Genomic DNA, 23700 nt, shown 5'->3' with positions numbered 1-23700 from the left:
CGCCTGCGGTCAGTCCGTGAGCGTGCTCGGGTCGACGGGCGGCTTGGGCAGGTTCAGCGCGGCCAGTTCCGCCTTGCCGACGGCGTCGATCGGGAACGCCCAGGCGTTCACGAAGAAGTCCGTGAGGTCGTAGCCGGAGATCCGGCTGGAATACGTGGCGAGCGCCCGGTAGCGCTTGTCGGTCTCCGTGTAGTCCGACTGCGGGTTCTCCTCGCGCACCAGCTTGTGCATGCGCGGCCAGAAGTCGTCACCGAAGGCGAGCTCCAGCTGGCGGAGCGGGACGAGCTTCTCGTACGCGCCGAAGGACTTCTCGTACGTCAGCCCCGCCGTGCCGAACTTGAGCTGTGCGGACCGGAAATAGGTGAGCCCGGTCTTCGGATCGACCGTGAGGAGGTTGGACGGCTGCTTCAGGGTGCGCTGCGCGGCAAGCGAGTAGATGTTGACCGTGACCTCGGTCAGACCGCCCGGCTTGTACGCCATCTGCTGGTGCAGATGGCCGAGTTCGTGGTACAGCCCCCAGCCGCGGGTCCGCAGCCCCTCCACCGTGGTGGCCCGGTCGAGATAGGCACGGGGGAAGCCGTTGTAGCCGTGCGTGGCGTACGCGCCGACGCCGGTCGGCACCTTGCTGACCTCGGTGAAGTGGTACGGCCCCGCCTTGCGCCGGTGCACCGGCTTCGAACCGTCGAGCCCGCTGATCCGGGCGTGCGAGTCGATGATCGTCTCGACCAGTTCGAGCAGCGCCGCATGGTCCTCGCCGCGGTACAGGAGCGCGCCGTCGCGGGTGAGCGTCATGATCGTGTGCGGGGCGTGGAGTTCGACGTACGGCGAGTTGGTCAGCGTGTCGAGCTGGTGCTGGTAGTCGGCCTCGGTGGTGCGGCCCAGTGTGAAGACCGGCATCGGTACGGCGCCGGAGCGGAAGACCACACCGGCCCGCTCGCCGTCCCCCGTCAGGGTCAGATAGACGGGGCCGCCGTGCGGGTCGGTCACGGTGTTCGCGCCGGCCGTCAGCGAGTAGCTGCGGGGCTCGGTGATCTCGCCGTAGTAGTCCCACGCACCGATCCAGAGTGTGGGTACCAGACCGTCGTTCGGCTGGACGGTGAACGAGAGCGGGGTGGCGGCCGGGACGTACAGGCCGGTGGGCTGGAACTCGGAGCCGCGCAGGGCCTGTCCGAGCCGCAGCCGCTCCGCCTCGGCGGCGGGCCGCGCGGTCACGCTCACCTTGACGGGCTGTGCGGTATTCGCGGGAGCGATACCGGCTGCCCGGGCGGAGGGGGCGGTGGCGCCGAGCGCGACTGCTGCTCCGACGCCGGCCGCGGCGGCGAAAACCGAACGGCGGCCGACGGGGGCGGAGGCGACGGCCGGAAGCGTGACGGCGGAGAAAGAGGACTGACGCATGCGGAACTCTCCCTGCAGAAACAATTGAGGGGCGGAAGCGTGCGGAACGGGTGAAGCTCGCCGTCAGCATGTAAGCGGTTGCTATCGAGCCGCAAGAGGGCTCAGGAAGTTACTGTTATTTACTATGGTCAACTACGGGCAGTGGCGCAGTAACCGGTCACATCCGGGTGGACCGACCGGACCGGGGCGCGACGGAATCGCGTACCACGATGTGCGTGCCGAGCCGCAGGGCGCCCGTGGTCGGCTCGCGCCAGTCGTCCTCGTCCCCACCGCCGACGGCCAGCCGCACGGCCTGCCGCCCCATCTCCTCCAGGGGCACATGAACGGTGGTCAGCCGCGGCCGCAGCTCCTGGGCGACCGGAATGTCGTCGTACCCCACCAGGGAGATGTCCTCGGGCACCCGCACCCCGGCCTCCTCCAGCGCCTGGGCGGCGCCCGCCGCCACGATGTCGTTGGCGGCGAAGACGGCGGTGAAGTCCGGCCCGTCCCGCAGCAGTTCCGCCATCCGCCGGTAGCCGAAGTTCCGGCTGAAGGTGCCGGGTTGGGCCAGCTCCGGGTCCGGTGTCACCCCGCGCAGCTCCAGGGCCCGCCGGTGCCCGGCGAGCCGGTCTCGGGTGGTGGAGAGCTTCGGCGGGCCGCCCAGGTAGAGGATCCGTTCGTGGCCCTGCATCAGCAGATGGTCGGTGATGGCGAAGGCGCCGCCCTCGTTGTCGTACTCGACCGCGGCCGTCGGTGCCTGCTCGCCCAGCGGCGGCCTGCCGCACAGCACGAGCTTCGATCCGCCGGCGTCCAGCTCGCGGGCCCGGCGGGCCAGCTCCGAGGTGTAGCCGCGGTCGGCGACGCTGCCGCCCACCACGATCACCGCGTCGGCCCTGCGCTCGTGCATCAGCTCGACGAACGCCAGCTCGCGCTGGGGGTCGCCCTGGGCGCAGCACACCAGGCAGAGCCGCCCGCCGAGCGCGGCCTCCCGCTCCACACCCCGGGCGATGTACGCGTAGAACGGGTCGATGAGCTCGTTGACGATGATGCCGACGGTGCGGCCGGAGGCACCGGCAAGGGCGCGGGCGTGCGCGTTCACGACATAGCCGAGCTCGCGCATCGCGGCCTCGACCCGCTCCCTGGTCGCCTCCGCGACCGGGTAGTTGCGGTTCATGACGCGCGAGACCGTGGCGGTCGAGACGCCCGCCCGCCTGGCCACATCCGTGACGGTCGCCCTGCGCGGTCCGTCCGCGGCCGTGCTCTGCCGGCGCATCCGGCTCACCCCCTGGTGACTGTTGTGTGACGCCGAGCCTAGAGCCTGGGCGCGGGTGGGGTTCACGCGATCCTCCCCAGGTCGGCCCGGTGGACGGGATGGGTGAACGGCGCGCCCTGTGCGTACCGCACCAGCTCCTCGACGGCGAGTGCCCCGAGCCGCCCCACCTCATTGCCCTGCGCGCCCGCCAGGTGCGGGGTGAGGAAGACGTTCGGCAGGTCCCACAGGGGGTGACCGTCCGGCAGGGGCTCGGGGAATGTGACGTCCAGAACCGCGTCCAGCCGCCCGCTGACCAGGTGCTCGGTCAGTGCCTCGGTGTCCACGAGGGGGCCGCGCGCGGTGTTGACGAGCAGGGTGCCGGGGCGCATCAGGCCGATCCTGCGCGCGTCGAGCAGCCCACGGGTCTCAGTGGTGTCGGGCGCGTGCACGGTGACGACATCGCTGGTCGCCACCAGGGTGTCCAGATCGGTCGGGGTGACCCCGAGCCGTCCGGCCTCGTCGGCGTCGACGTACGGGTCGTAGAGCAGTACCTCGGCATCGAGGATCCCGAGCAGTTCGATGACCCGGCGGCCGATCCGGGACGCGCCGATGACACCGATGGTCAGTCCGTGTGTACCGAGCCAGTGCTGCCGGTCGAGATCGGCGCCGGTGCGGTGGGTCCGGCGGGTGCGGAAGAGACCGGCCAGGGGGAACACCCGCTTCGCGCCCATGATGATCGCGGCCAGGGTGTACTCGGCGACCGGCACGGCGTTGGCCGCCGCGGCCGAGGAGACCACGATCCCGCGGTCGAACGCCGTCTGCGACAGAAAGGTCTTCACCGTGCCCGCCGCGTGGATCACGGCGCGGAGCTGTGGGGCCCGGCCCAGCAGGGCCGCGTCGACGGGCGGGCAGCCCCAGCCGGTGAGCAGGACCTCGGCCGAGGCCAGCGCCGCGGCGGCCTCCGGTGTGTCGAAATCTCTGACCGCGGACGGAACGAGGAGATCAGCGGCCTCCTCCAGCCGGGTCCGTACGGGTGGTGGGAAGACGTCGTCGAGCAGTCCGGGGCTCATGACCAGGACCGTGCGCGGCCGCCTCGGGGGCAGTTCCGCAGCGTCGGTAGCGGAATGAGCCGGTGCCTCTTCGGTGGTTCGCACCCTGCCTCCGGACAGTAAGCGTGTTCTATGGAATGACCGGCACGCTAGGTACCCCGAGGCCCGACCGTCAAGCATGACCCTCGGTCAACTATCCCGTTTCTTGGTTATTTTGCTGGTTCATCCCCCAGGATTCGACCGTGACGGCTCTGCGCAACGCAGCCGTTTCTCCGGATCTCTTGACGCTGGGGTTAACCGCTTACTAACTTGCGGCCGCAGAAGGCTCACCACGCGCCAACCGGCCGAACAGGACGCACCATGGCTGAAACAGCACCCCCGCTGCCTCGGGAAAAGCGGTCAAAACGGCACCAGAGGACTGCAACGTCGTCGTCTTCGTCGACCCGGGCCGTTCTCCCGCAGAGCAGGCTGACCGTCTGGCAGCGGATCAAGCGGGACCGGGTGATGCTACTGCTGACCCTTCCGGGCCTGCTGTACTTCATCGTCTTCCACTACGTTCCGCTGCTCGGCTATGTCGTGGCGTTCCAGGACTACCAGCCGTACCTCGGCTACATGCACAGCGCCTGGGTGGGCTTCGCCAACTTCACCACCGCGTTCGGCGAGCCGGCCTTCTGGTCCGCGACCCTCAACACCCTGGAGATCGCCCTCATCCAGCTGGTGTTCTTCTTCCCGATCCCGGTGGCCCTCGCCCTGCTGCTCAACAGCATCGTCAGTGAACGGATCCGGCGCTTCGTGCAGAGCGTCGTCTACCTGCCGCACTTCATCGGCTGGGTCATCATCGTCTCGATCTTCCAGCAGATCCTGGGCGGCGCCGGGCTGTTGCCCGACGTCCTCGGGGGCATGGGGCTGCCGCGCTACGACATGATGAGCGACCCCGACGCCTTCCCCTGGCTGCTGACCCTTCAGGTGGCCTGGAAGGACGCCGGCTGGGGCACGATCATCATCCTCGCGGCGCTGCTCGGCATCGACAAGGGGCAGTACGAGGCCGCGGCGATCGACGGCGCCGGTCCCAGGCGCCGCCTGTGGCACGTCACTCTTCCCGGCATCGCACCGGTCCTGATCCTTCTGCTGATCCTCAACCTCGGGCAGATCCTCTCCGTCGGCTTCGAGCAGATCCTGCTCCAGCGCGACGCGGTCGGCCCGGACGCCGGTGAGGTCCTCGACACATACGTCTACTACCACGGCATCAAGGACAACGACTGGGGCGTCGCCGCCGCCGTCGGACTCGTCAAGGCGGTCATCGGCACCGCACTCGTCCTGGGCGCGAACAAGTTCGCCCACCGCCTCGGCCACGAAGGGGTGTACCGCGGTGCTGACCGTTGAGAAGCCGCCCGCCACGTCCGTACCCACCACGGCGCCGGCGAAGAAGCCTCCCCGTAGCAAGAAGCAGTCCGACGGCCGTCCGCCGTGGATGGAGAAGCCGACCCGCATCGGGCAGGCCGCCAAGGGCCTCGCCATTGTCGTCGTGGTCGCCGCCGTCGCCTATCCGCTGCTCGGCGTCATCGGCACGAGCTTCGCCTCGCAGACCGACATCATCCGCAGTTCCGGACTGGTCCTGTGGCCCGATCACCCCACCCTGGACGCCTACCGCACCATATTCACCGGCGGAGTCGTCACCCGGGCGCTCGTGGTCAGCCTCGGCATCACGGTGTTCGGCACCCTCGCCAGCCTGCTCGTCACCGTCGGCATGGCGTACGGCCTCTCCCGCCGCGATGTCACCGGATCCCGCTTCATCCTGATGACGGCCCTGTTCACCATGCTCTTCAACGCGGGCATCATCCCCAACTTCCTCCTGATCAAAGGACTTGGGCTGTACGACACGTACGCGGCGCTCGTCATGCCCACCCTGGTCAGCGCCTTCAACCTGGTCGTCCTGCGGTCCTTCTTCATGAACCTGCCCGAAGAGCTGTACGACGCGGCGAAGGTCGACGGAGCCGGCGACTTCCGCGTCCTCGTACGCATCGTCCTGCCGCTCTCCAAGGCCGTCCTCGCCGTGATCAGCCTCTTCTACGCGGTGACGTACTGGAACGCCTTCTTCAACTCGCTCCTGTACCTGGGCGACTCCGACAAGTGGCCGCTGCCCATGGTCCTGCGCACCTATGTCCTCCAGGGCCAGAGCCTGAACGCCGCCTCGGCCGGCGAGGTCCTCGCCCCGCAGCAGGCCGTCCAGATGGCGGTCCTGGTGATCGCTGTCGTACCGATCCTCTGCGTCTACCCGTTTCTCCAGCGCTACTTCACCAAGGGCGTGCTCACCGGCGCCATCAAGGGCTGACCGCCACTCCGCCACCCCCTGCACTTCCCTTCCCTTCTCTCCCAAGGAGATTCCAGGTGTCGAGCTCCACCCCCATCAACCGCAGATCGCTGTTCCGCCTGGGCGCGGGCGTCGGTCTCGGTCTGGCCGCCGCTCCGCTGCTCGCCGCCTGCGGCGACGGTGGCACGACCGCCAAGGCGGAGGCCAAGAGCGCCTCGCTGCTCCCGAACTCCGCGGTCCGCAACATCGGCCTCAAGCCCGACCTCCAGGGCACCACCACCGGTGTCCCGCAGGGTTTCTTCAGCTACCCGGCCAAGCCGTTGCGGGCCACGAAAGGCACCCCGCTGAAGGGGGCCGAGCCGATCAGCGCGACGATGGAGACGTTCTCCCCGCCGCCGCCCGCACGCGGCAAGAACGCCGCCTGGCAGCAGATCGAGAAGCTCCTCGGCGGCCGGGTGGACATCACCGCCGTCCCCGCCGACGACTACGGCACCAAGTTCTCCACGATGGTCGCCAGCGACAGCCTGCCGGACCTGTTCATGTACCCGGAGTCCGGTGGCGTCGACAACAAGGCCGCCTTCCTCCAGGCCACATGTGCCGATCTGACGCCCTTCCTTGCCGGGGACAAGATCAAGGACTACCCGAACCTGGCCGCGATCCCGAAGGGTGCCTGGCAGGCCGCCATCTTCGGCGGCAAGCTCTACGGTCTGCCGATCGCCCGTACCGGCACCGGCGGCGCCGGCTTCTACCGCCACGACCTCTTCGCGGAGGCGGGCGTCACGGACCTGGACCAGATCACCGACCTCGACCGGTTCATCGAGCTCTGCAAGGAGCTCACCCGGCCCAAGAAGGACCAGTACGCGATCATCGCGGGTGCCACCACGATGCTCGCCATGTCCGCGGGCGCGCCGGGCGGCTGGCGGCTGGACGCCAAGACCGGCAAGTTCACCGTGGACCTGGAAACGCCCGAGTACCGGCAGGCCGTCGAGACCGCCCGGAACCTGTACAAGGCGGGCTGCTACTACCCCGGCACCCTCCAGATGTCCGGGGCACAGAAGGCCCAGTACACGGACATGTTCAAGAACGGCAAGGGCGCGTACGTCTATGACGGCATGCCCACCTATCTGGCGCCCGGCGTCGGCTACATCGCCGCGATGAAGGCGATCGACACGACGTACGACCCGCGCCCGTTCGTCCCGTTCGGCAAGGACGCCGTCACGTGGATGGACAACGTCGCCCTGCAGAACACGCACATCAAGAAGGCGTCCGGGGACCGGGTCAAGCAGGTCCTCGCCTTCGCCGACTTCGCGGCCTCCCCGTTCGGCAGCGAGGAGTACACGCTGATCAACTACGGCGTCGAGGGCACCGACTTCACCCGTGACGACAAGGGCAACCCGGCCCTCACCAAGCAGGGCACCCAGGATGTCACCGTGCCCTGGAAGTTCGCGGCCTCCGCCGTCCCCGCGATCTTCAGCGCCGACTCCGAGCAGGGCGTCCGTCACGTCCACGACGCGTTCACCAAGATGATCCCGATGATGGTGCCGGACCCGACCCTCCAGTACTCCTCGCCCACGTGGGATTCGAAGGGCTCCGGCAGCCTCGGCACGCTGAAGGGGGACGCCCTGAAGGACATCATCGCCGGCCGCAAGCCGATGTCGGCCTACGACCAGCTGGTCAAGGACTACCTCGCCAAGGGCGGCGAGCAGGCCCGTGGCGAGTTCGAAGAGGCCTTCCAGAAGGGCAAGAAGTGATGAGCGCTCCCACCAGCAGGCGGACCGCGCTCCGGCTCGGCGGCGCGGCCGTCGCGGCAGCGGTCGCCGTACCCGTCCTCGGCTCGCCCGCCAGTGCCCGCAGCCGCGGCTTCGACCCGGTCCCCGGCTCCGACGGCGTCGGCGACCCGCTCTTCCCGACCCTCGGCAACGGCGGCTACCAGGTCGTCCACTACGACCTGACCTTCGACTTCACCCCGGTGACGTACGACTTCACCGCCGTCGTGAAGATCAATGCCCGCGCGACCCAGGACCTGTCCGCGTTCAACCTGGACACCGACGGGCACACCATAGATTCCGTCACCGTCGCCGGGCGCACCGCGACCTGGGCGCTGTCGGCCGGAAAGAGCGGCCAGGAGCTCACCGTCACCCCCGCCCGGGCGTTGCACGAAGGTCAGCCGTTCACCGTCGAGATCCGCTACCACGGCAACGGCAAGGCACCCCGACTCGGCCTCACCGGCTGGAAGTTCGGCACCGACGGCGGTTTCGCCTCGGCCGCCCAGTCCTCCCGCGCCGACACGTTCCTGCCCTGCAACGACACCCCGTCCGACAAGGCCACCTGGACCTTCCACATCAGCGCGCCGCAGGGCTATGTCGCGACCGCCAACGGCGAACTGCTCGACAGGACCCCGTATGCCGACGGCTCCACCGTCTGGCACTTCGCCCTGCGCGAGCGGATGGCGACCGAACTCATCGGCATCGCCGTCGTCAAGGGCACCTATCTGTACGGCACCAGCCACCGCGGACTGCCGCTGCGGCACATCGTCCCGCAGGGACAGGAAGAGAAGTACGGCCCGATCGTCGCCCGTACCGCCGACCATCTGGCCTGGCTCGAGGAGAAGTTCGGCCGCTACCCGTTCTCCGTCTACGGCCTCCACATCTACGACGGCTACACCGACGCCCTGGAGAACCAGACCCTCTCCCTCTTCTCCACCAACTGGTTCAAGCTCAACGCCAACGGCCAGCCGGGCTACGAGACCACCATGGTCCACGAGCTCACCCACCAGTGGTTCGGCGACTCCGTCACTCCGAACGACTGGCAGCAGGCCTGGCTCAACGAAGGCCCCGCCGTGTACTACGCCGGGCTGTACGGCGAGGAGCGCGGCTGGTCGGTCTTCGCGGACAAGATGAAGGCCACGTACGAGAAGCTCGACGCGGTCCGCGCCGCAGACGGCCCGCCCGGACGGCCCAAGGCGCTCGGCGGCACCAACATCTACGACGGCGGCGCGCTCGTCCTGTATGCCCTCGGCCTCCGGATCGGTCAGCAGAAGTTCGACCAGGTCATGCGGGAGTGGGTCAGGCGGTTCAAGGACTCCACCTACACCAGCGAGGAGTTCATCGCCCACACCGTCAAGATCACCGGCGACGCATCCCTCGACCCGTTCCTGCGCGACTGGCTCTTCGGAGCCGTGAACCCGCCCATGCCCGGACACCCCGACTGGAAGGCCGCCGCATGAACCGCCCGATGAACGCCGTACGGGGAACCGCCGCCGCCATCACCGCCGCGGCCCTCGCTGCCCTCATCTCCGCCCCGACCGCCCAGGCCGCACCCGGTGCCCGCACCCTGTACGCGGCACCCGACGGGCGCGGAACCTCCTGCACCGTCGCCCGTCCGTGTTCCCCGGAAGGCGCCCGCGACCAGGCGCGCACCGAGACCGGCCGCGACATCCGCGTTCTCCTCAAGGGCGGCACGTACCACCTCGACGCCCCCCTGCGACTGGGCGCCGACGACTCCGGCACGGACGGACACACCGTCACCTGGACCGCGGCGCCCGGCGCGCGCCCCATTCTGTCCGGCGGCCGCACCCTCACCGGATGGACGCAGAACACCGACGGCACCTGGACCGCCGAGGTGCCGGCCGGCGTCACCCCGCGTCAGCTCTTCGTGGACGGCAAGCGTGCCACCCGCGCCCGCGGCGAGGCCTGCGCGGCGAGCGTCTGCGACGCCACGAAGACCGGCATGACAGGTGCGAAGGCCACCGGCATCGCCGAGTGGCAGCGCCCCACGGACGCCGAGGCCGTCATCCGGGTCCGCTGGCGCAACTACCACTGCCGGATCGCGGGCGTCAGCGGCGACCTGCTCACCTTCGCCCAGCCCTGCTGGACGAACTCCGCGAGCGGCACCAACCGCACCGGACCCGCCTGGGACACCACGACGGTCGACTCCACTCGGTACAGCGGCGTCGCCTTCTTCGAGAACGCCCCCGAACTCCTCGACCAGCCGGGCGAGTTCGTCTGGAACTCGGAGGCCCGCACCGTCACCTACCTGCCGCGCAAGGGCGAGGACATGCGCCGCGCGCAGGCCATCACTCCGCACACCGAACAGCTGCTCGTCGTCGACGGCGCCCACGACGTCACCGTCAGCGGGATCGGCTTCGCGTATGCGGCGTACCGCCGGCCCGGCACCGACGAGGGCTACGCGGGCATGCAGGCCGGTCTCACCCTGACCGGAGCCACCGGCCCCGTCGACCATGCGGGCCGCTTCTACACCAAGCCGTCCGCCGCGGTCACCGTCCGCGGCGGACAGCACATCTCCATCGAGAACGCGCGATTCAGCCACCTCGGCGGGGCGGGCGCGACGCTCGAAGCAGGCACCAAGGACAGCTCCCTGACCCGTTCCACGTTCACCGACCTGTCCTCGGGCGCGGTGTACGTGGGAGACACCGAGCCGATGCCCTCGCCGACGCTCGCGGGGGAGCGGAACACGATCGCGTACAACACGATCACCCGCTCCGGAGTCGAGTACACCGACTCGGTCGGCATCTGGGCCGGCTACGAGGCCGAACTGACCGTCGACCACAACAGCCTCGACCACCTGCCGTACTCCGGGATCTCGGTCGGCTGGGGCTGGAACCAGCCCGAGTCGCGGAAGTCCGTGCTGCGCGACAACAAGGTGACGAACAACCGGATCACGAACGTCATGGAGGTCGCACAGCAGCAGCACGACGGCGGTGCGATCTACACTCAGGGCGCCCAGCCCGGCACCGTCGTCTCCGGCAACTACATCAACCGCTCCGCCTTCGGCAACACCGAGCGCGACGGCAACGGCATCTACCTCGACGAGCAGTCCTCGCACATCACCGTCGAGAACAACGTCATCACCCGTATCGGCTACAAGTGGGTCTCCAACTGGGCGGACTACGGCATCCAGAACACCGCCCGCGGCAACTGGACCGACACCGCGGCGCCCGCGCTCGGTGGAACGGGGTCCGTCATGACGGACAACTCGACCGGCCTGGACCGGCTGCCGGCCGAAGCCCTCACCGTCGCCGCACGGGCCGGCGCCCACGGCGGCCCCGTCGAACAGCTCCGCACCGACCTGGCACGCACGGGCACCGCAACCCAGTCCTCGACCGAGGGCACGGCGGGCGCAGCGCTCGCCCTCGACGCCGACACCAACACGGACACCCGGACGCTGTCCGAGGCGGGTGCCTGGTGGCAGGTCGACCTGGGCGCGACGAAGCATGTCCGCCAGATCGAGATCTGGAACAACTCGTCGACCACGACAGCTGACTTCGACGTCATCACGGACGACGGCACGGTCCACGTCAGCGGCAAGGCACTGCGCCCGACGGTCCTGAACGTGGACAGCAGGACCCGTACGGTGAAGATCGCCCTGTCGGGAACGGGCCGCGTGGCTCTGTCCCAGGTCCTGATCCACCCGTAGGCCTGCGGTTTCACCGCAGGTGATCCACCCCGCCGGACGGGCCCTGGCCCGTCCGGCACCTTCATGCCCGCGTTCTCCGTGGTCCTGATGCGCTCCTGATGGCGCTCCGGGCCACGAACGCCGGACGGGCCGGGGCCGGCGCTGTCCGCAGTGCGACGCGCGGGAGTTCAAGCCCGTCCGGTGCTGGACGGCAAAGCGGCCCCCGGGCGCCCCCGGTCACCGCACCCCACCCCCCGGCACTCCCGTACTGCCCCGCAACACCACCTCACCCTCCACCCGCACCACCCTGGCCCGACTCCCGGCCCCCACCTCCCGCAGCGCGAGCGCGATCGCGTTCTCGCCCATCGATGTCAGGGGCAGCGCCACCGTCGTGAGCGGCGGCGACAACTCCCGTACCAGCGGGATGTCGTCGAACCCGGCCAGCGACACATCCTCCGGCACGCGCGACCCCGCCTCCCGCAGCGCCGCCAACGCCCCGACCGCCATCACATCGGTCACCGCGAAGACACACGTGGGCCGGGCCCGGGACGGCGCCCGCGCCGCGGAGAGCAGCAGCCGCCGCGCCGCCTCGTACCCGCCGTCACGGGTGAACGCCCCCTCCACCACCTGGTCGAGCCCGATGCCCTCCTCGGCGAGCCCCTCCCGGAACCCGGCCAACCGGTCGGAGACCGTCGTCAGCTCGGGCGGCCCGCTGAGCACCGCGAACCTCCGATGGCCCAGTCCCACCAGTGCCCGGGCCAGTGCAGCCGCCCCCGCCTGGTTCTCCGGCTGTACGGTGTCCACCCGCAGGCTGCGGTGTCGGCTGACGACCGCAACCCGCCCGCCGGCCCTGACATACGGCTCCAGTTCGGTATCCATGGCCCGCTCCCACGCGCGGTCCTGGAAGCCCGAGCCGATCAGCAGGATCGCCCGCGCGCGCTGAGCCCGCAGCATGGAGACGTAACTGATCTCCCGCGCCGGCTCCCGGAACGTGGAGGCCAGCATGACGAGCAGTCCCCGTTCCGCAGCCGCCCGCATCACACCGCTGGAGATCGCGGCGAAGTACGGGTCGCTGACGTCATGACAGATGACCCCCACCGTGCGGTTGTTGGCGGAACTGGCGAGCGCCTGCGCATGTGCGTTGGGGATGTAGCCGAGCCGATCCGCCGCCGCGTGCACCCGTTTTCGCAGTTCGTCGCTGACCGTGGCCGTACCGTTGAGCGCCCGTGAAGCGGTGGCCGGTGAGACCTCGGCCTCCCGGGCCACGGCGTCGAGGGTCACATGGGCCGTGGCCGCGACGGCGCGGCGCGCTCCCGGACGGTCCGGCGTCCTCCGTCCGCTGGTCACGCGTTCACTCAACTCGACCCCCAAGGGCGCGGTGGCGGCAGGGTCCCGAAACTTCAGGACGACCTATTGACCGGGCGTGCAGGCAGTCATTAACGTGGCGGCACCTTACCAGAAAGCGCTTTCTGAAAGCGCCTTCTCCGTCATCGCAGGATCGCACAACTCTCGACAACTGGCCCCCGAAGTGCAGGGAGTTCACCGTGAGCCAGAGCGCTCTGACCACAAGTCCCGCCGAAGTGGCGGGAGTTGCCAGGCGGGATGGGCCGTCCGCGGGGGAGCGGCTGGCGCGGGCGGCCGAGCAGAGCTGGCGCCCGGTGGCCCTGCTGCTGGTCTGCTTCGTCGCCTGGTGGGTGATCTCGGCAGCCGAGCTGGTGGAGTCGTATCTCGTGCCGTCGCCCGGTGCGACGCTCGATGTCCTCACGGGGAAGACGAGTTATCTCTGGCAGCACAGCTGGGTGACCACGTACGAGACGCTGCTCGGTTTCGTGATCGCCGTGGCCGTCGGCGTGCTGGCGGCCGTGGTCATGGTGTACTCCTCGACCGTCGAGCGCACGCTCTACCCCATTCTGCTGTTCGCCCAGGTCGTACCGAAGATCGCGATCGCGCCGCTGTTCGTGGTCTGGCTCGGCTTCGGCATCGCGCCGAAGATCCTCATCGCCGTTCTGATCGCCTTCTTCCCGGTGGTCATCTCCATGGTCACGGGACTCAAAGCGGTCGACCCGGAGATGCTCCAACTGTCGGCGACGATGGGTGCCAAGCCCTGGCAGACCTTCCTCAAGATCCGTTTCCCGGCGTCCCTTCCGCATCTCTTCTCCGGTCTCAAGGTCGCGGTCACCCTGGCTGTGACCGGCGCCGTCGTCGGCGAGTTCGTGGGCGCCAACGAGGGGCTCGGCTATGTGATCCTGCAGGCCAACGGCAACCTCGACACCCCGATGCTCTTCGCCGGGCTGCTGGTGATGTCCCTGATCGGCGTCGTCCTCTTCGTTGCGGTCGAGATCGCCGAGCGGCTCCTGCTCCCCTGGCACGCAAGCCGCCGCGATGCGCCGGCCACCACCTCGTACTGAACGCCACACCGTCCTGCACCGAGCGCCACCCATTGATTGCTGTCACGGACCCCGTCGCCAGAAGGGCCAGCCCATGCACGCGCGCAGACTCCTGATCGGTGTCGTACCTCTCGTCCTGCTGGCCACGGCCTGCGGCGGGAACGACGCGTCGACCTCCACCAATGACTCGGGCAAGAAGCTGGACAAGGTCACGCTGACGCTCAACTGGTATCCGTACGGCGAACACGCGCCGTTCTACTACGGCAAGCAGCAGAAGATCTTCGAGAAGCACGGCATCGACCTGACGATCCAGGCCGGCCAGGGGTCGCAGAAGACGGTGCAGGCGACCGCGGCCGGGCAGACCGACTTCGGCTGGGCCGACACCCCGGCGCTACTGGCCGCGGTCGACCAGGGGGTGCAGGTCAAGAGCCTCGGCGTCTTCCTGCAGACCACCCCCGCGTCCGTGCAGTCCTTCGACGCCAAGGGCATCGGGTCGCCCGCCGATCTGAAGGGGAAGACGATCGCCGGGACGGCCGGTGACGCGCTCTCCAAGACGTTCCCGATCTTCCTGAAGAAGAACAACATCGACGAGTCGGAGGTGAAGGTCCAGAACACCGACCCGGCGGGCAAGATCGCCGCGGTGATCTCCGGGAAGACCGACGGACTGCTCGGCTACGCCAGCGACCAGGGCCCGACCATGCAGGAGAAGGCCAAGAAACCCGTCTCGTATCTGCGCTTCTCCGAGAACGGGCTGAACTTCTACTCCAACGGTCTGCTCGCCGGGCAGAAGCTTCTCGCCTCCAGGTCCGAGCTGGCGGGTCGCATGGTGCAGGCGGTCAGCGAGGCATGGGCCGCCGCGGAGAAGGCGCCCGAGCCCGCGGTCGCGGCCATGGACGGGGCGTCGGAGCAGCTGCCGCCGAAGACTGTGCTGGCGGAGCAGTTCAAGACGACGCTCACGCTGCTGCACACCGCGTCGACCGAGGGCAAGGCGCCCGGGGTCAACGACGAGGCGGACTGGCAGCAGACCATCGATGTCTTCGCCGAGGCCGGAATGGTCAGCAAGCCCAAGTCCGTGGCGGAGTACTGGGACGCGAAGACGGCGCTGAAGGGATGACGATGCCGAAGCAGGACGCGAAGCCCCGGGACCCGCTCGGTCCCAGCGGCCGTCGCGCCGTCACCCCGGCCGTCGGCGTGTCGGACGTTTCGGTCCGGTTCCGCGGCAAGAACCGCGATGTCACAGCCCTGAGCGAGGTCTCGCTCGACGTGGCGCCGGGCGAGTTCGTCGCCCTGGTCGGACCGTCCGGATGCGGCAAGTCGACGCTGCTGAAGCTGGTCGCCGGACTGCTGAAGCCGTCCTCGGGCGAGGTCCGGCTCGGCGGCGAACGGGTCACGGGCCCACGCCACGACATCGGTTACGTGTTCCAGCGCGCCGCCCTCCTGGAGTGGCGTTCCGCGCGCCGCAACATCCTTCTGCAGGCGGAGATCCGGAAGATGCCCGCGGCCAGGGCGCGCGACCGGGCCGACGAGCTGATCCGGATGACCGGGCTCGGCGGCTTCGAGGACGCGTATCCGCACGAGCTTTCCGGCGGGATGCAGCAACGGGTCGCGCTCTGCCGCGCGTTGCTGCACGAACCGCCGGTGCTGCTGATGGACGAGCCGTTCGGCGCGCTCGACGCCCTCACGCGTGAGCAGATGAACATGGAACTGAACCGCATCTGGCGGGAGACCGGCACCACCGTGCTGCTGGTCACCCACTCGATCTCGGAGGCGGTCTATCTGGCCGACCGGGTGGTCGTGATGAGCCCACGGCCCGGCACCATCACCGAGATCATCGAGGTGGGGCTGGAAGCGGAACGGGAGTACGGCGAGACGGTGGGCCGCCCGGAATTCCGGGACGCCGCAGCCCACATCCGCGATCTGCTCGGCGCGGCGTCCGCCCACGACTGATCGGGGCGGTCCGCCCCGCCACCACGCGAGGGCGCCTGGGCCCGCACGGCAAGGCGCCCCGTGCGGCCCCCGGCGTCACACCGGCGCGAACGCGTCCGCCGGCATCTCGGTCTGCGCGGCCGGCGGCGGGTCGCCGGTGTGCCCCACGCCCGCGAACCGGCCGGCCGCCTCACGACCGGCCGAGCCGTGCGGCTGCGCCCGGGCGAGCACCGCACCCGCCGGCGCCCGCCTCGCGATCCCGGCGTCGCCGGCGGCTGCCGATACGTATGCGGCCGCCGAGCCGGCCACACCCGCGTCCGCCCCGGTCCACACCGTCATCCGGTCCACCACCACGGCCACCCCCCGGCTCTGCCGACCCGTCGGCGAAGACCGGCAGGAGCGGCCCGAGCACCGCTCGGGCCCGGTCCAGCGTGTCGGCCGGTGCGGTGCATCGCAAGGCGGAGGATCGTCCTCGTACCGGACGTAATCGGGCGAGGCGACAACGCAGCGAGGTGCCGTGCCGGGCGTCGCGAGCCGGTGAACCTTTCCGTTCGCAGCACCAGGGAGCGCAGGCGCGCACGGGGGCTTTCCGATGCGGCCGCGGAGTGGGCCACCGCTTCCGCCGTGGCCCTCGCAGCACCGTCGTACGCGTCCCTGATCAGGGCGTTGAGCAGGTCGTCGCGGCCGGCCAAGCAGCGGCGGAGCGCCGGGCCCGAGAGGCCCATGTCCTCGACGATCCGGGTGACAGTGAAAACCGGCCGTCGAGCAGGCCTACGGCCTCACCGAGAACCCTCTCCCGGCCACCGCGGACGCGAACCTCGCCCGGTACGGGCAGTTGCTCGCCGCCCACTGAGCACGCAGCGGCCCCGGGGAGGCGGAACGCTCTCCGGGGCCGCTGCGCGCGCTGGTCCGCTCAGTACCGCAGGCCCGACAGATACGTATAGCTGGCGAGCGCCGAGGCGAACGGGTCAGCCGGTGAGTCGTGCTCCACCAGCCACTGCTTCACCCCGCCCCGCCGCGCCGTGTCGAACATCGCCGGGAAGTCCAGCACCCCCGACCCGACATCGGAGAAGTCCCCGTTCGGCGCCATGTCCTTCACATGCAGCGCGGGGAAGCGCCGGGGATGGCGGACGAACAGCTCGCCCGGTGCCGAAGCGCCACCGTTCGCCGCCCAGTACAGATCCAGTTCGAAGCCGACGAGTTCCGGATCGGTCTCGGCGAGCAGGATGTCGTACAGGCTGACCCCGTTCACCACCTGATGGTCCGTGCCGTGATTGTGGTAGAGCAGCTTCAGCCCGGACTCGCGGGCGGCCAGTCCCGCCTGGTTGAACTCCCGGGCCGCCTCGCGGTATCCGGCCGGACTGTGCAGTGATCCGGGCAGACTGGGTACGACGATCCACTTGCCGCCCAACGTATGGATGTCCTCCAGCGCCTGCGGCAGCCCGGTGCCCTTCACGATGTCGTACGCGACATGTTCGAGGACCGCCTTGAGCCGTGTTTCGTCCAGCATCCGCCGGATGTCGGCCGCGCTGTTGCCGTGCCGGCCGCTCACCCCGACCGTCGCGTACCCGATCTCCGCCAGCCGCTCCAACGTGCCCCGGAAGTCCCTCGCCAGAGGGGTCCGCATGGTGTACAGGTGCATGCCGATCGCGGACGGCGGGATGGGGCGGAAGGGCCCGGATTCCGTGGCGGACGCGGGGGCCGTACCGACCCCGGCGGCCGCGGCGACCCCCAGAGCCGTACCGAGAAACGCACGTCGTGTGCCGTTCATATCGTCTCTTTCCTCTCAGTCGACGCTGCTCAGCTCACGTCGATGCGGATGGAACCGGTGCTCGTGTCGCCCTGGTCGTCGGTGACCGTCAGATGCGCGGTGTATGCACCCTTGCGGCCGTAGGTGTGCGTCGCTGTCGCCCCCTCGGGCCCTGCGGGTTTGACGTTGTCGCCGAAGTCCCAGTGGTAGGAGGTGATCGTGCGCCCGGCCACCGGCCTGACCGCACTGCTCAGCGCGACGGTGAGCGGAGAGGTGCCTGTGGCCGGGTCCGCCTTCACCGTGACCTGCGTACCGGGTTTCTTCTCGACGCCGGTCCCGTTGAAGTGCAGCCAGTCCACGGCGAACAGGTCGGCCTTGTCGCTCGACCACTCCGGGTTGGTGAACACCGCGTACAGCTTCACGCTGCTCCCCGGGTCCTCCAGGGCCGTGGTCGGCGAGACGACCTTGCCCCAGTCCCCGGTGTTCGGCACGGTCACCTTCCCGAGCAGCCGCCCCGTCGGGGAACCCGCCCGGAACTCGACAGTGCCACCGATCCCGCCGGAGGCCGCGCCGACCGTCACCGAGTCGATGTTCTTCAGATGCACCGGATCGAAGCTGATCCAGTCACCGTCCTCGATCTCCGTCAGCCGTTTCCCGCCGGAGGCGTCGGTCCTGTTGCCGACCACCACACCGTCGTGCGCTCCGCCCGTCGCCGTGAAGTGCTCCGCCTCGCGGAACGCGGTGCGCAGCGTCAACGAGGTCGAGCCGGTGAGCGCCGGGGCGTCCGGGGCGCCCTTGTCCTCGTACCGGGCGGTGATCCCGTAGTACAGGTTCTGGCCCGGGCCGTGGCTGTCCCCGGCATCCGTGACGATCTCGCCCGTGCATCCGGTGTAGTTGTCGAGCGGATGCAGATGCGTGTCATGGCCGAGCTGCGACTGAACGACCACCCGTGAGCAGTCGATCGGCAGTCCGTTCCGCTCGTCCTCCTTGTCCTTCGCCTTGACCGTGAAGGGGATGGTGTCGCCGAAACTGAACATCCCCCCGTTCGGCGGCTGTTTGATCGTCACCTCGGGCCGGCTGTTGCCCACGGTGATGTCCTGCACCGCCTGCGCGGTCAGACCACCCGGTCCGGTGACGGTCAGCCGTGCCGTGGTGAGCCCCTTGGTGCGGTACGTGTACGAGGGGTTCGACTCCGTCGAGTCCGTGGTGCCGTTGCCGTCGAAGTCCCAGGCGTACGTGACCGGCCGACCGTCCGGCAGCCCGGAACCGGCACTGGAGAAGGCAACGGTGAGCGGCGCCGGTCCGTTGTCCCGGCTCGCGGTGATCTTCGCGTCGGGCAGCCGTCCGTCACCGACGTAGTCGATCCGATAGATGCCCGCCCCCTCGTTACTGCCGCCGCGGCCGGTGCCGCTGCCGAGCCCGAAGTCGATGACGTACAGCGCCCCGTCGGGACCGAAGTCGGCATCGAACGGCTGGTTCCACTTCATGTCCGCGAAGATGCCGTTGATCGACTGGAGTTCACCGGCCCTGACGGGAGCGAACCGCGGATCGGTGAACGTCTGGTCCTTCTGCTGGAAGGAGAACGTCTTGAACCACTGCCGGGTCAGCTCGTAGGTGATCCACTTCCCCTCGAAGTATTCGGGGAACTTGGTGCGGTACGTGTTGTCGGGGTCGTACTTGTAGACCGGACCGCTCATCGGGCCACCGCCCCCGGTTCCGAGCTCCGGGAACTCGGCGGACGCGGAGTAGGCGTACCAGACCGTCGCGGGCTGCGCGGGCGGCAGATTCCGCAGCCCGGTGTTGTTCGGCGAATCATTGACGATCGCCGCGCAGTCGAACTTCGGACCCGACTTCCTCATTGTGAAGTCGTAGTCGCTGAAAGGGGTGTTGTTGCCGATGCAGTACGGCCACCCGAAATTCCCCGCCTTGGTGATTCTGGTGTACTCGACCGTGCCTTCCGGCCCGCGATCGGCGACCGCGGCCTTGGCGTCCGGGCCGTAGTCGGCGACCATCAGCGCGCCGCTCACCGGATCCGTGGTGATCCGGAACGGGTTGCGCATCCCCATCGCATAGATCTCCGGGCGGGTCTTCTCCGTGCCGGGCGCGAAGAGATTGCCGTCGGGGACGGTGTATGTGCCGTCGTCCTTCGGGGTGATGCGCAGGACCTTGCCACGCAGGTCGTTCGTGTTGCCCGCCGTGCCCTGGGCGTCCCAGGCGCGGCGGCCCTCGCCCTCGTCGATCGGGCTGAAACCGTCCGACGCGAACGGGTCGGTGTTGTCACCCGTCGCCGCGTACAGATTCCCGTCCTTGTCGAAGGCGAGCGACCCGGCCATATGGGAGTTGGCCCGGCCCTCGCCGCGCCAGGTCGGAATGGTCAGCAGCCTCTTCTCCGAGGCGGGGTCGACCGTGTTGCCGGTGGCCGTGAAGCGGGAGAGGTTCAGCCGTTTCTCGGTCTTGTCGGAATGCAGCAGATACAGCCAGTTGTTCGTGGCGAAGCCCGGATCGAGCGCGAGACCGAGCAACCCGTCGGACTGGCTGGTCATCTCGGGCGTGTAAGCGAAGTCCAGCGCCGTCGTGACCTTCATGGTCTGCTGGTCGATGACCTTGAGCTTCCCGGTGCGCTGGGCGAAGAACACCCGGCGGTCCGGGGCGACCGCCAGCTCGAACGGGTCGGCGAGGTCGCTGGTGGCCAGTGCCGTGCGCTGGAAGGAACCGGCCCGAGTCGCCGTGCAGTCACCGGACTTGGCGCCCGCGGCCCACTCGATGCCGCCCAGCAGATGCTTGACGAAGCCCTCCTCCTGGAAGGCCGACGCGGCATGGCCGCCGGCGGTGAACCAGGAGCGGCCGCCGTCGTAGTTCTGGCACCAGGACCACGGATGGTCCACGCCCTCGTCCAGACCGGTGATGCCGTCGCGCACCTTGATCTGCGCGAGCGTGTGCACCTTGGAGGTCGGATTGGTACGCCAGTTGTACCACTCCTCCGTACGCTCCCAGAGGTCCGGAAGGCCCTTCGTGGAGGGGTGCGCATGGTCGAGTACCTTGACCCGGCCGGTCTGCACCGCGGGATGCTGATCGAAGATCGCGCCTACCAGGCCCTCGTACCAGTCCCAGTCGCGCTCACTCGCCGACGCGGCATGCAGCCCGACCCAGCCGCCACCCGCACGGATGTACTTCTGGAGGGCGGAACGCTCGTCGGTACTCAGCAAGTTGCCACTCTGCGGCGTGGAGTTGGTGTTGTTGAAGACGATGGCCTGGAAGCGGGCGAGATCGGAGTCATTGAATACGGCCGAGTCGTCGGTGGCCTCCACGTCGAAGCCGTTCTCGGTACCAAGCTTCTTGATCGCTTTGATCCCCGCAGGAATCGAGTCGTGCCGGAAGTTGGTGACCTCGGAGTAGACAAGGACCCGGAACGGGGCCGCGTGGGCGCGAGGCGGCGAAGCCACCAACAGGCCGAGGACCAGGGCGAGAAGTGCGGTGAGGGCGAGGAGGGATGAGGGTAATCCTCGCGACGGGTGTCTGCTGAACGGATGGTGACTCATGGGCGCTCCCTGTGCGGTAGATGCCGACTGCGGGATGTAGAAAGCGCTTTCTGAAGTACGCCGTTCAGAGTAGGTTCACGTCTTCCGCGGGGTCAATGGGTCGGCAGGGCTCTCTGTGACTCTGCTGTGAGGGGGTGCTGCCCTGCCGTGGACGGCTCGGGGCGGCGGCCGGGTCCCGCGCTCCGGGCGATTGTCAGTGCCGGGCGCTACGGTCGATTCCGACCGCACCTGGCTGGTTCACCGGATCGGAGACCGTGGATGACCACCGCCGACGACGTCCGCACCATCGCGCTTGCTCTGCCCGGCACAGCCGAGAAACTGGCCTGGGGGCAGCCCACATTCCGGGTGGCCGGGAAGATCTTCGCCGCGCTCGGCGACGACGACACGGCGATGGGCGTGAAGTGCCCGGTCGAGGACCGGGTGGAGCTGATCGCCGCCGAACCGGAGAAGTTCTTCACGCGCGAGGGCCACGACGACACCTACGCGTGGCTCCGGGTGCGGCTTGCCGCACTGGACGACGTGGACGAACTGACGGCGATCCTCGCCGACTCCTGGCGCCAGGCGGCACCCCGAAAACTGCAGGACGCCCATCCGGAGCTGGGCCGGGCCGTGGCCGATGGCGAGGGCGCCGCCTGACAGCTTCCGGAGAGGGGAGAGGGGCGGGGGACGTGTTGGGCGCGGCTCCGGAAGCGCATCGGCTGCCGCTGCCGCCCCCGCCCCGGTCAGCCGCCCAGGAAGCCGGTGATTCGCTGCCGCAGCCCGTGCGGATCCAGGCCGTGTGCGGCGAGATGTTCGTCCATCTGTCCGTACCGGCGAAGCTCCGCCTTCCCCACCCCGAGCCCCAGCACCCGGTGCGGCAGATCGACGAGCGCGTCGTTGGCGGCGCCCGTCGACGTGCCCGCCAGGTACGGCTCGACGATCACCACGTCCGCCGTCTCCCGGCCCCCGACCGCGCGCCGGAGTCCCGCCGCGTCGAAGGGGCGCACGGTTGTCGCGTACAGCACCGTCACATCCAGGCCGTCGGTCGCTGCCAGGACGTTGTCGAGCATGGGGCCGACGGCGATCACCGCCCCGTTGCTCCCCTCCCGCACCGGCGTGAACCCGACACCGACACCGACCGCCCGGGCCCGCTCGTTCTGCTGGAGCGAGAGCCGCAGGTAGACCTTGTCCTCCCCGGCGGCAGCCTGCCGCAGCAGGGCCTCCGCCTCGTCGGGGTGGCCCGGTACTTGCACCGTCCAGCCGTCGAGGGTGTCCATCAGCGCGACATCGCCGGGCGCCATATGGGTGACGCCTCCGGCGGGCCAGTCGTAGGAGCCTCCGGCGCTGACCAGCACCCCGGACACGCCCTGATGCCCGAAGTCGAGCTTCACCTGCTCGAAGGGCCGCTCCACGAGGAACGGGGCGAATGTATGCATGATCGGTCGCATCCCGGTCAGTGCCATTCCGGCCCCCACGCCGACCAGCAGCTGCTCCCGGATACCGACATTGATCACCCGGTCCGGATGGGCGCGCTCGGCGCGGTCGAAGCCGTCCCGGCTGATCTCGGCCAGCACCACGGCGAGCCTGGGGTCGTCGTCCAGCAGCCGCGACGCGGTGGTGATGAAGCGGTCACGCATGGTGTCCATGAGTCGGTTCTCCCTCGTTTCGAAAGCTGTATCGCAGGTGTGCGGTGGTGCGGGGGTCAGTTCTTCGGTGAGACGCGGGCGACCACGGCCCGCGGCTGCCCCGGATGCGGTGCCGTGTATGCCGCGTACAGCGCCTCGTGGTCGTGCCCGTCCACGGTCTCGGCCGACCAGCCGGCCGCCTCGAACCGGGATGCGATGCCGCCGGGCCACCCGAAGGTGGCGGAGGCGTTGTCGATCACCAGGGTGTGCAGCTGCTCGAGTCCGGCCGGACCGGCGTAGGCGATCGCCTCGTGGTTGCTGCCCTCGTCCAGCTCGGCGTCCCCGATCAGCACCCAGACCCGGGGATGGGTCAGCCCCTGGGCCCGGAGCCCGAGCACACTGCCGACAGCCAACGGCAATCCGTGTCCCAGCGAACCGCTGCCGATCTCGGCGCCGGGGACGAGCATGCGGTCCGGATGATGCCCCAGCGGTGACTCGTACCCCCCGAATCCGGGCAGCGATTCCTCGTCGAGGAAGCCGTGCGCGGCGAGGACGGCGTAGTACGCCATCGGTCCGTGCCCCTTGGAGAGCAGGAACCGGTCCCGGTCCGGGGCCTCGACGGTGTCGGGGGTGACGCGCAGCACCTGGTCGTACAGAACCCAGAGGGCGTCGAGGGTGGAGGTGGCGGCGGGCCCATGCTTCTCGTCGCCGGTCATCAGGCTCATCAGGCGGTTCAGGTCACGGTATGTGTGCGCCGGAGCGGCGGCCTTGATCGTCATGGGTGCAGCATTCAACCTCAAGTATGGTTGAGGTCAAGCGTGGAAAGAGGTTCGTGAGCACCGGCTCAAATGCGGTATTGTTCTCATGCGCGTTCGGCCAGGGGGAAAGCCCAGGTCAGGCGAGCAACGGGACGTGGCGCAGCTTGGTAGCGCACTTGACTGGGGGTCAAGGGGTCGCAGGTTCAAATCCTGTCGTCCCGACAGCGATGTCGTACTTCAGGGGCCGTTTGTGAACGGCCCCTGAAGCGTTTCTGGGAGCATCTTCGCTCCCGCCGGCCGGGGCGGCCGCCGGGCAGGCCGTGCCCAGCGTTCCA

The 23700-nt window shown here is 69.2% G+C and carries 18 protein-coding genes and 1 tRNA gene; 10 read left to right on the top strand and 9 right to left on the bottom strand.

Annotation, left to right across the window (positions count from 1 at the left end; genetic code table 11):
* Window positions 1-9: 9 nt before the first annotated feature.
* The 3 genes from OG395_RS12925 to OG395_RS12915 form a co-directional block, all read right to left on the bottom strand.
* Complete coding sequence (locus tag OG395_RS12925) at window positions 10-1395, bottom strand: M60 family metallopeptidase (protein ID WP_327243035.1); 1386 nt, start codon at window positions 1393-1395, stop codon at window positions 10-12.
* 157 nt (window positions 1396-1552) lie between these two features.
* A complete protein-coding gene (locus OG395_RS12920) occupies window positions 1553-2647 on the bottom strand; it encodes a LacI family DNA-binding transcriptional regulator (RefSeq protein ID WP_327243034.1) in 1095 nt (364 codons plus the stop codon).
* A gap of 62 nt (window positions 2648-2709) precedes the next feature.
* Complete coding sequence (locus OG395_RS12915) at window positions 2710-3696, bottom strand: hydroxyacid dehydrogenase (protein WP_327243033.1); 987 nt, start codon at window positions 3694-3696, stop codon at window positions 2710-2712.
* A gap of 339 nt (window positions 3697-4035) precedes the next feature.
* Between OG395_RS12915 and OG395_RS12910 the strand changes: the two genes are divergently transcribed.
* The 5 genes from OG395_RS12910 (at window position 4036) to OG395_RS12890 (ending at window position 11422) form a co-directional block, all read left to right on the top strand.
* Window positions 4036-5058: an ABC transporter permease gene (locus OG395_RS12910; RefSeq protein WP_327243032.1), complete on the top strand. Its 1023-nt coding sequence runs from the start codon at window positions 4036-4038 to the stop codon at window positions 5056-5058.
* Window positions 5059-5146: 88 nt separating this feature from the next.
* Window positions 5147-6007, top strand: coding sequence for a carbohydrate ABC transporter permease (locus OG395_RS12905; RefSeq protein WP_327249323.1), 861 nt, complete (start codon window positions 5147-5149; stop codon window positions 6005-6007).
* Between the two features lie 56 nt (window positions 6008-6063).
* Window positions 6064-7737, top strand: a complete 1674-nt coding sequence (locus OG395_RS12900; protein ID WP_327243031.1) for an extracellular solute-binding protein — start codon at window positions 6064-6066, stop codon at window positions 7735-7737.
* Complete coding sequence (locus tag OG395_RS12895; protein ID WP_327243030.1) at window positions 7737-9212, top strand: M1 family metallopeptidase; 1476 nt, start codon at window positions 7737-7739, stop codon at window positions 9210-9212. Before OG395_RS12900 ends, OG395_RS12895 begins: the two co-directional genes overlap by 1 nt.
* On the top strand, window positions 9209-11422 hold the full coding sequence (locus tag OG395_RS12890; RefSeq protein ID WP_327243029.1) for a right-handed parallel beta-helix repeat-containing protein: 2214 nt from the start codon (window positions 9209-9211) through the stop codon (window positions 11420-11422). The genes OG395_RS12895 and OG395_RS12890 overlap by 4 nt, the downstream gene beginning before the upstream one ends.
* 216 nt (window positions 11423-11638) lie before the next feature.
* On the opposite strand, the gene OG395_RS12885 is transcribed toward OG395_RS12890, so the two are convergent.
* Complete coding sequence (locus OG395_RS12885; RefSeq protein ID WP_327249322.1) at window positions 11639-12682, bottom strand: LacI family DNA-binding transcriptional regulator; 1044 nt, start codon at window positions 12680-12682, stop codon at window positions 11639-11641.
* A 263-nt stretch (window positions 12683-12945) separates the two neighbouring features.
* On the opposite strand from OG395_RS12885, the gene OG395_RS12880 reads away from it, so the two are divergent.
* From OG395_RS12880 to OG395_RS12870, 3 genes are all read left to right on the top strand, one after another.
* Window positions 12946-13809 carry an ABC transporter permease gene (locus OG395_RS12880; RefSeq protein ID WP_327243028.1) on the top strand — a complete coding sequence of 288 codons (864 nt, stop codon included), beginning with the start codon at window positions 12946-12948 and terminating at the stop codon, window positions 13807-13809.
* 73 nt (window positions 13810-13882) lie between these two features.
* Window positions 13883-14902, top strand: a complete 1020-nt coding sequence (locus OG395_RS12875) for an ABC transporter substrate-binding protein (protein ID WP_327243027.1) — start codon at window positions 13883-13885, stop codon at window positions 14900-14902.
* Complete coding sequence (locus OG395_RS12870; RefSeq protein WP_327243026.1) at window positions 14899-15735, top strand: ABC transporter ATP-binding protein; 837 nt, start codon at window positions 14899-14901, stop codon at window positions 15733-15735. Before OG395_RS12875 ends, OG395_RS12870 begins: the two co-directional genes overlap by 4 nt.
* Before the next feature lie 75 nt (window positions 15736-15810).
* On the opposite strand, the gene OG395_RS12865 is transcribed toward OG395_RS12870, so the two are convergent.
* The 3 genes from OG395_RS12865 to OG395_RS12855 form a co-directional block, all read right to left on the bottom strand.
* A complete protein-coding gene (locus OG395_RS12865) occupies window positions 15811-16053 on the bottom strand; it encodes a hypothetical protein (RefSeq protein ID WP_327243025.1) in 243 nt (80 codons plus the stop codon).
* A gap of 574 nt (window positions 16054-16627) precedes the next feature.
* Window positions 16628-17485 carry a sugar phosphate isomerase/epimerase family protein gene (locus OG395_RS12860; protein ID WP_327243024.1) on the bottom strand — a complete coding sequence of 286 codons (858 nt, stop codon included), beginning with the start codon at window positions 17483-17485 and terminating at the stop codon, window positions 16628-16630.
* A 29-nt stretch (window positions 17486-17514) separates the two neighbouring features.
* Window positions 17515-21003 carry a ThuA domain-containing protein gene (locus tag OG395_RS12855; protein WP_327243023.1) on the bottom strand — a complete coding sequence of 1163 codons (3489 nt, stop codon included), beginning with the start codon at window positions 21001-21003 and terminating at the stop codon, window positions 17515-17517.
* A 258-nt stretch (window positions 21004-21261) separates the two neighbouring features.
* Here OG395_RS12855 and OG395_RS12850 point away from each other — a divergent pair, with 258 nt between their 5' ends.
* Window positions 21262-21639 carry an MmcQ/YjbR family DNA-binding protein gene (locus OG395_RS12850; protein ID WP_327243022.1) on the top strand — a complete coding sequence of 126 codons (378 nt, stop codon included), beginning with the start codon at window positions 21262-21264 and terminating at the stop codon, window positions 21637-21639.
* 86 nt (window positions 21640-21725) lie between these two features.
* On the opposite strand, the gene OG395_RS12845 is transcribed toward OG395_RS12850, so the two are convergent.
* Together OG395_RS12845 and OG395_RS12840 are read right to left on the bottom strand one after the other, a co-directional pair.
* On the bottom strand, window positions 21726-22628 hold the full coding sequence (locus tag OG395_RS12845) for a transketolase family protein (RefSeq protein ID WP_327243021.1): 903 nt from the start codon (window positions 22626-22628) through the stop codon (window positions 21726-21728).
* 56 nt (window positions 22629-22684) lie between these two features.
* Window positions 22685-23386 (bottom strand): transketolase, encoded by a 702-nt coding sequence (locus OG395_RS12840; protein WP_327243020.1) that lies wholly within the window; start codon window positions 23384-23386, stop codon window positions 22685-22687.
* Between the two features lie 127 nt (window positions 23387-23513).
* Between OG395_RS12840 and OG395_RS12835 the strand changes: the two genes are divergently transcribed.
* Window positions 23514-23587 (top strand) — tRNA-Pro (locus OG395_RS12835).
* Window positions 23588-23700 lie beyond the last annotated feature (113 nt).

This window comes from Streptomyces sp. NBC_01320 (genome assembly GCF_035974375.1).
Classification (GTDB): domain Bacteria; phylum Actinomycetota; class Actinomycetes; order Streptomycetales; family Streptomycetaceae; genus Streptomyces; species Streptomyces yanii.
This window is presented reverse-complemented; position numbering and strand designations above follow the sequence as displayed.

Coding starts and splice junctions, on each gene's coding strand:
- OG395_RS12925 (WP_327243035.1), bottom strand. CDS start 1,395: ATGCGTCAGTCCTCTTTCTCCGCCGTCACGCTTCCGGCCGTCGCCTCC.
- OG395_RS12920 (WP_327243034.1), bottom strand. CDS start 2,647: ATGCGCCGGCAGAGCACGGCCGCGGACGGACCGCGCAGGGCGACCGTC.
- OG395_RS12915 (WP_327243033.1), bottom strand. CDS start 3,696: ATGAGCCCCGGACTGCTCGACGACGTCTTCCCACCACCCGTACGGACC.
- OG395_RS12910 (WP_327243032.1), top strand. CDS start 4,036: ATGGCTGAAACAGCACCCCCGCTGCCTCGGGAAAAGCGGTCAAAACGG.
- OG395_RS12905 (WP_327249323.1), top strand. CDS start 5,147: ATGGAGAAGCCGACCCGCATCGGGCAGGCCGCCAAGGGCCTCGCCATT.
- OG395_RS12895 (WP_327243030.1), top strand. CDS start 7,737: ATGAGCGCTCCCACCAGCAGGCGGACCGCGCTCCGGCTCGGCGGCGCG.
- OG395_RS12890 (WP_327243029.1), top strand. CDS start 9,209: ATGAACCGCCCGATGAACGCCGTACGGGGAACCGCCGCCGCCATCACC.
- OG395_RS12875 (WP_327243027.1), top strand. CDS start 13,883: ATGCACGCGCGCAGACTCCTGATCGGTGTCGTACCTCTCGTCCTGCTG.
- OG395_RS12870 (WP_327243026.1), top strand. CDS start 14,899: ATGACGATGCCGAAGCAGGACGCGAAGCCCCGGGACCCGCTCGGTCCC.
- OG395_RS12865 (WP_327243025.1), bottom strand. CDS start 16,053: ATGACGGTGTGGACCGGGGCGGACGCGGGTGTGGCCGGCTCGGCGGCC.
- OG395_RS12860 (WP_327243024.1), bottom strand. CDS start 17,485: ATGAACGGCACACGACGTGCGTTTCTCGGTACGGCTCTGGGGGTCGCC.
- OG395_RS12855 (WP_327243023.1), bottom strand. CDS start 21,003: ATGAGTCACCATCCGTTCAGCAGACACCCGTCGCGAGGATTACCCTCA.
- OG395_RS12850 (WP_327243022.1), top strand. CDS start 21,262: ATGACCACCGCCGACGACGTCCGCACCATCGCGCTTGCTCTGCCCGGC.
- OG395_RS12845 (WP_327243021.1), bottom strand. CDS start 22,628: ATGGACACCATGCGTGACCGCTTCATCACCACCGCGTCGCGGCTGCTG.
- OG395_RS12840 (WP_327243020.1), bottom strand. CDS start 23,386: ATGACGATCAAGGCCGCCGCTCCGGCGCACACATACCGTGACCTGAAC.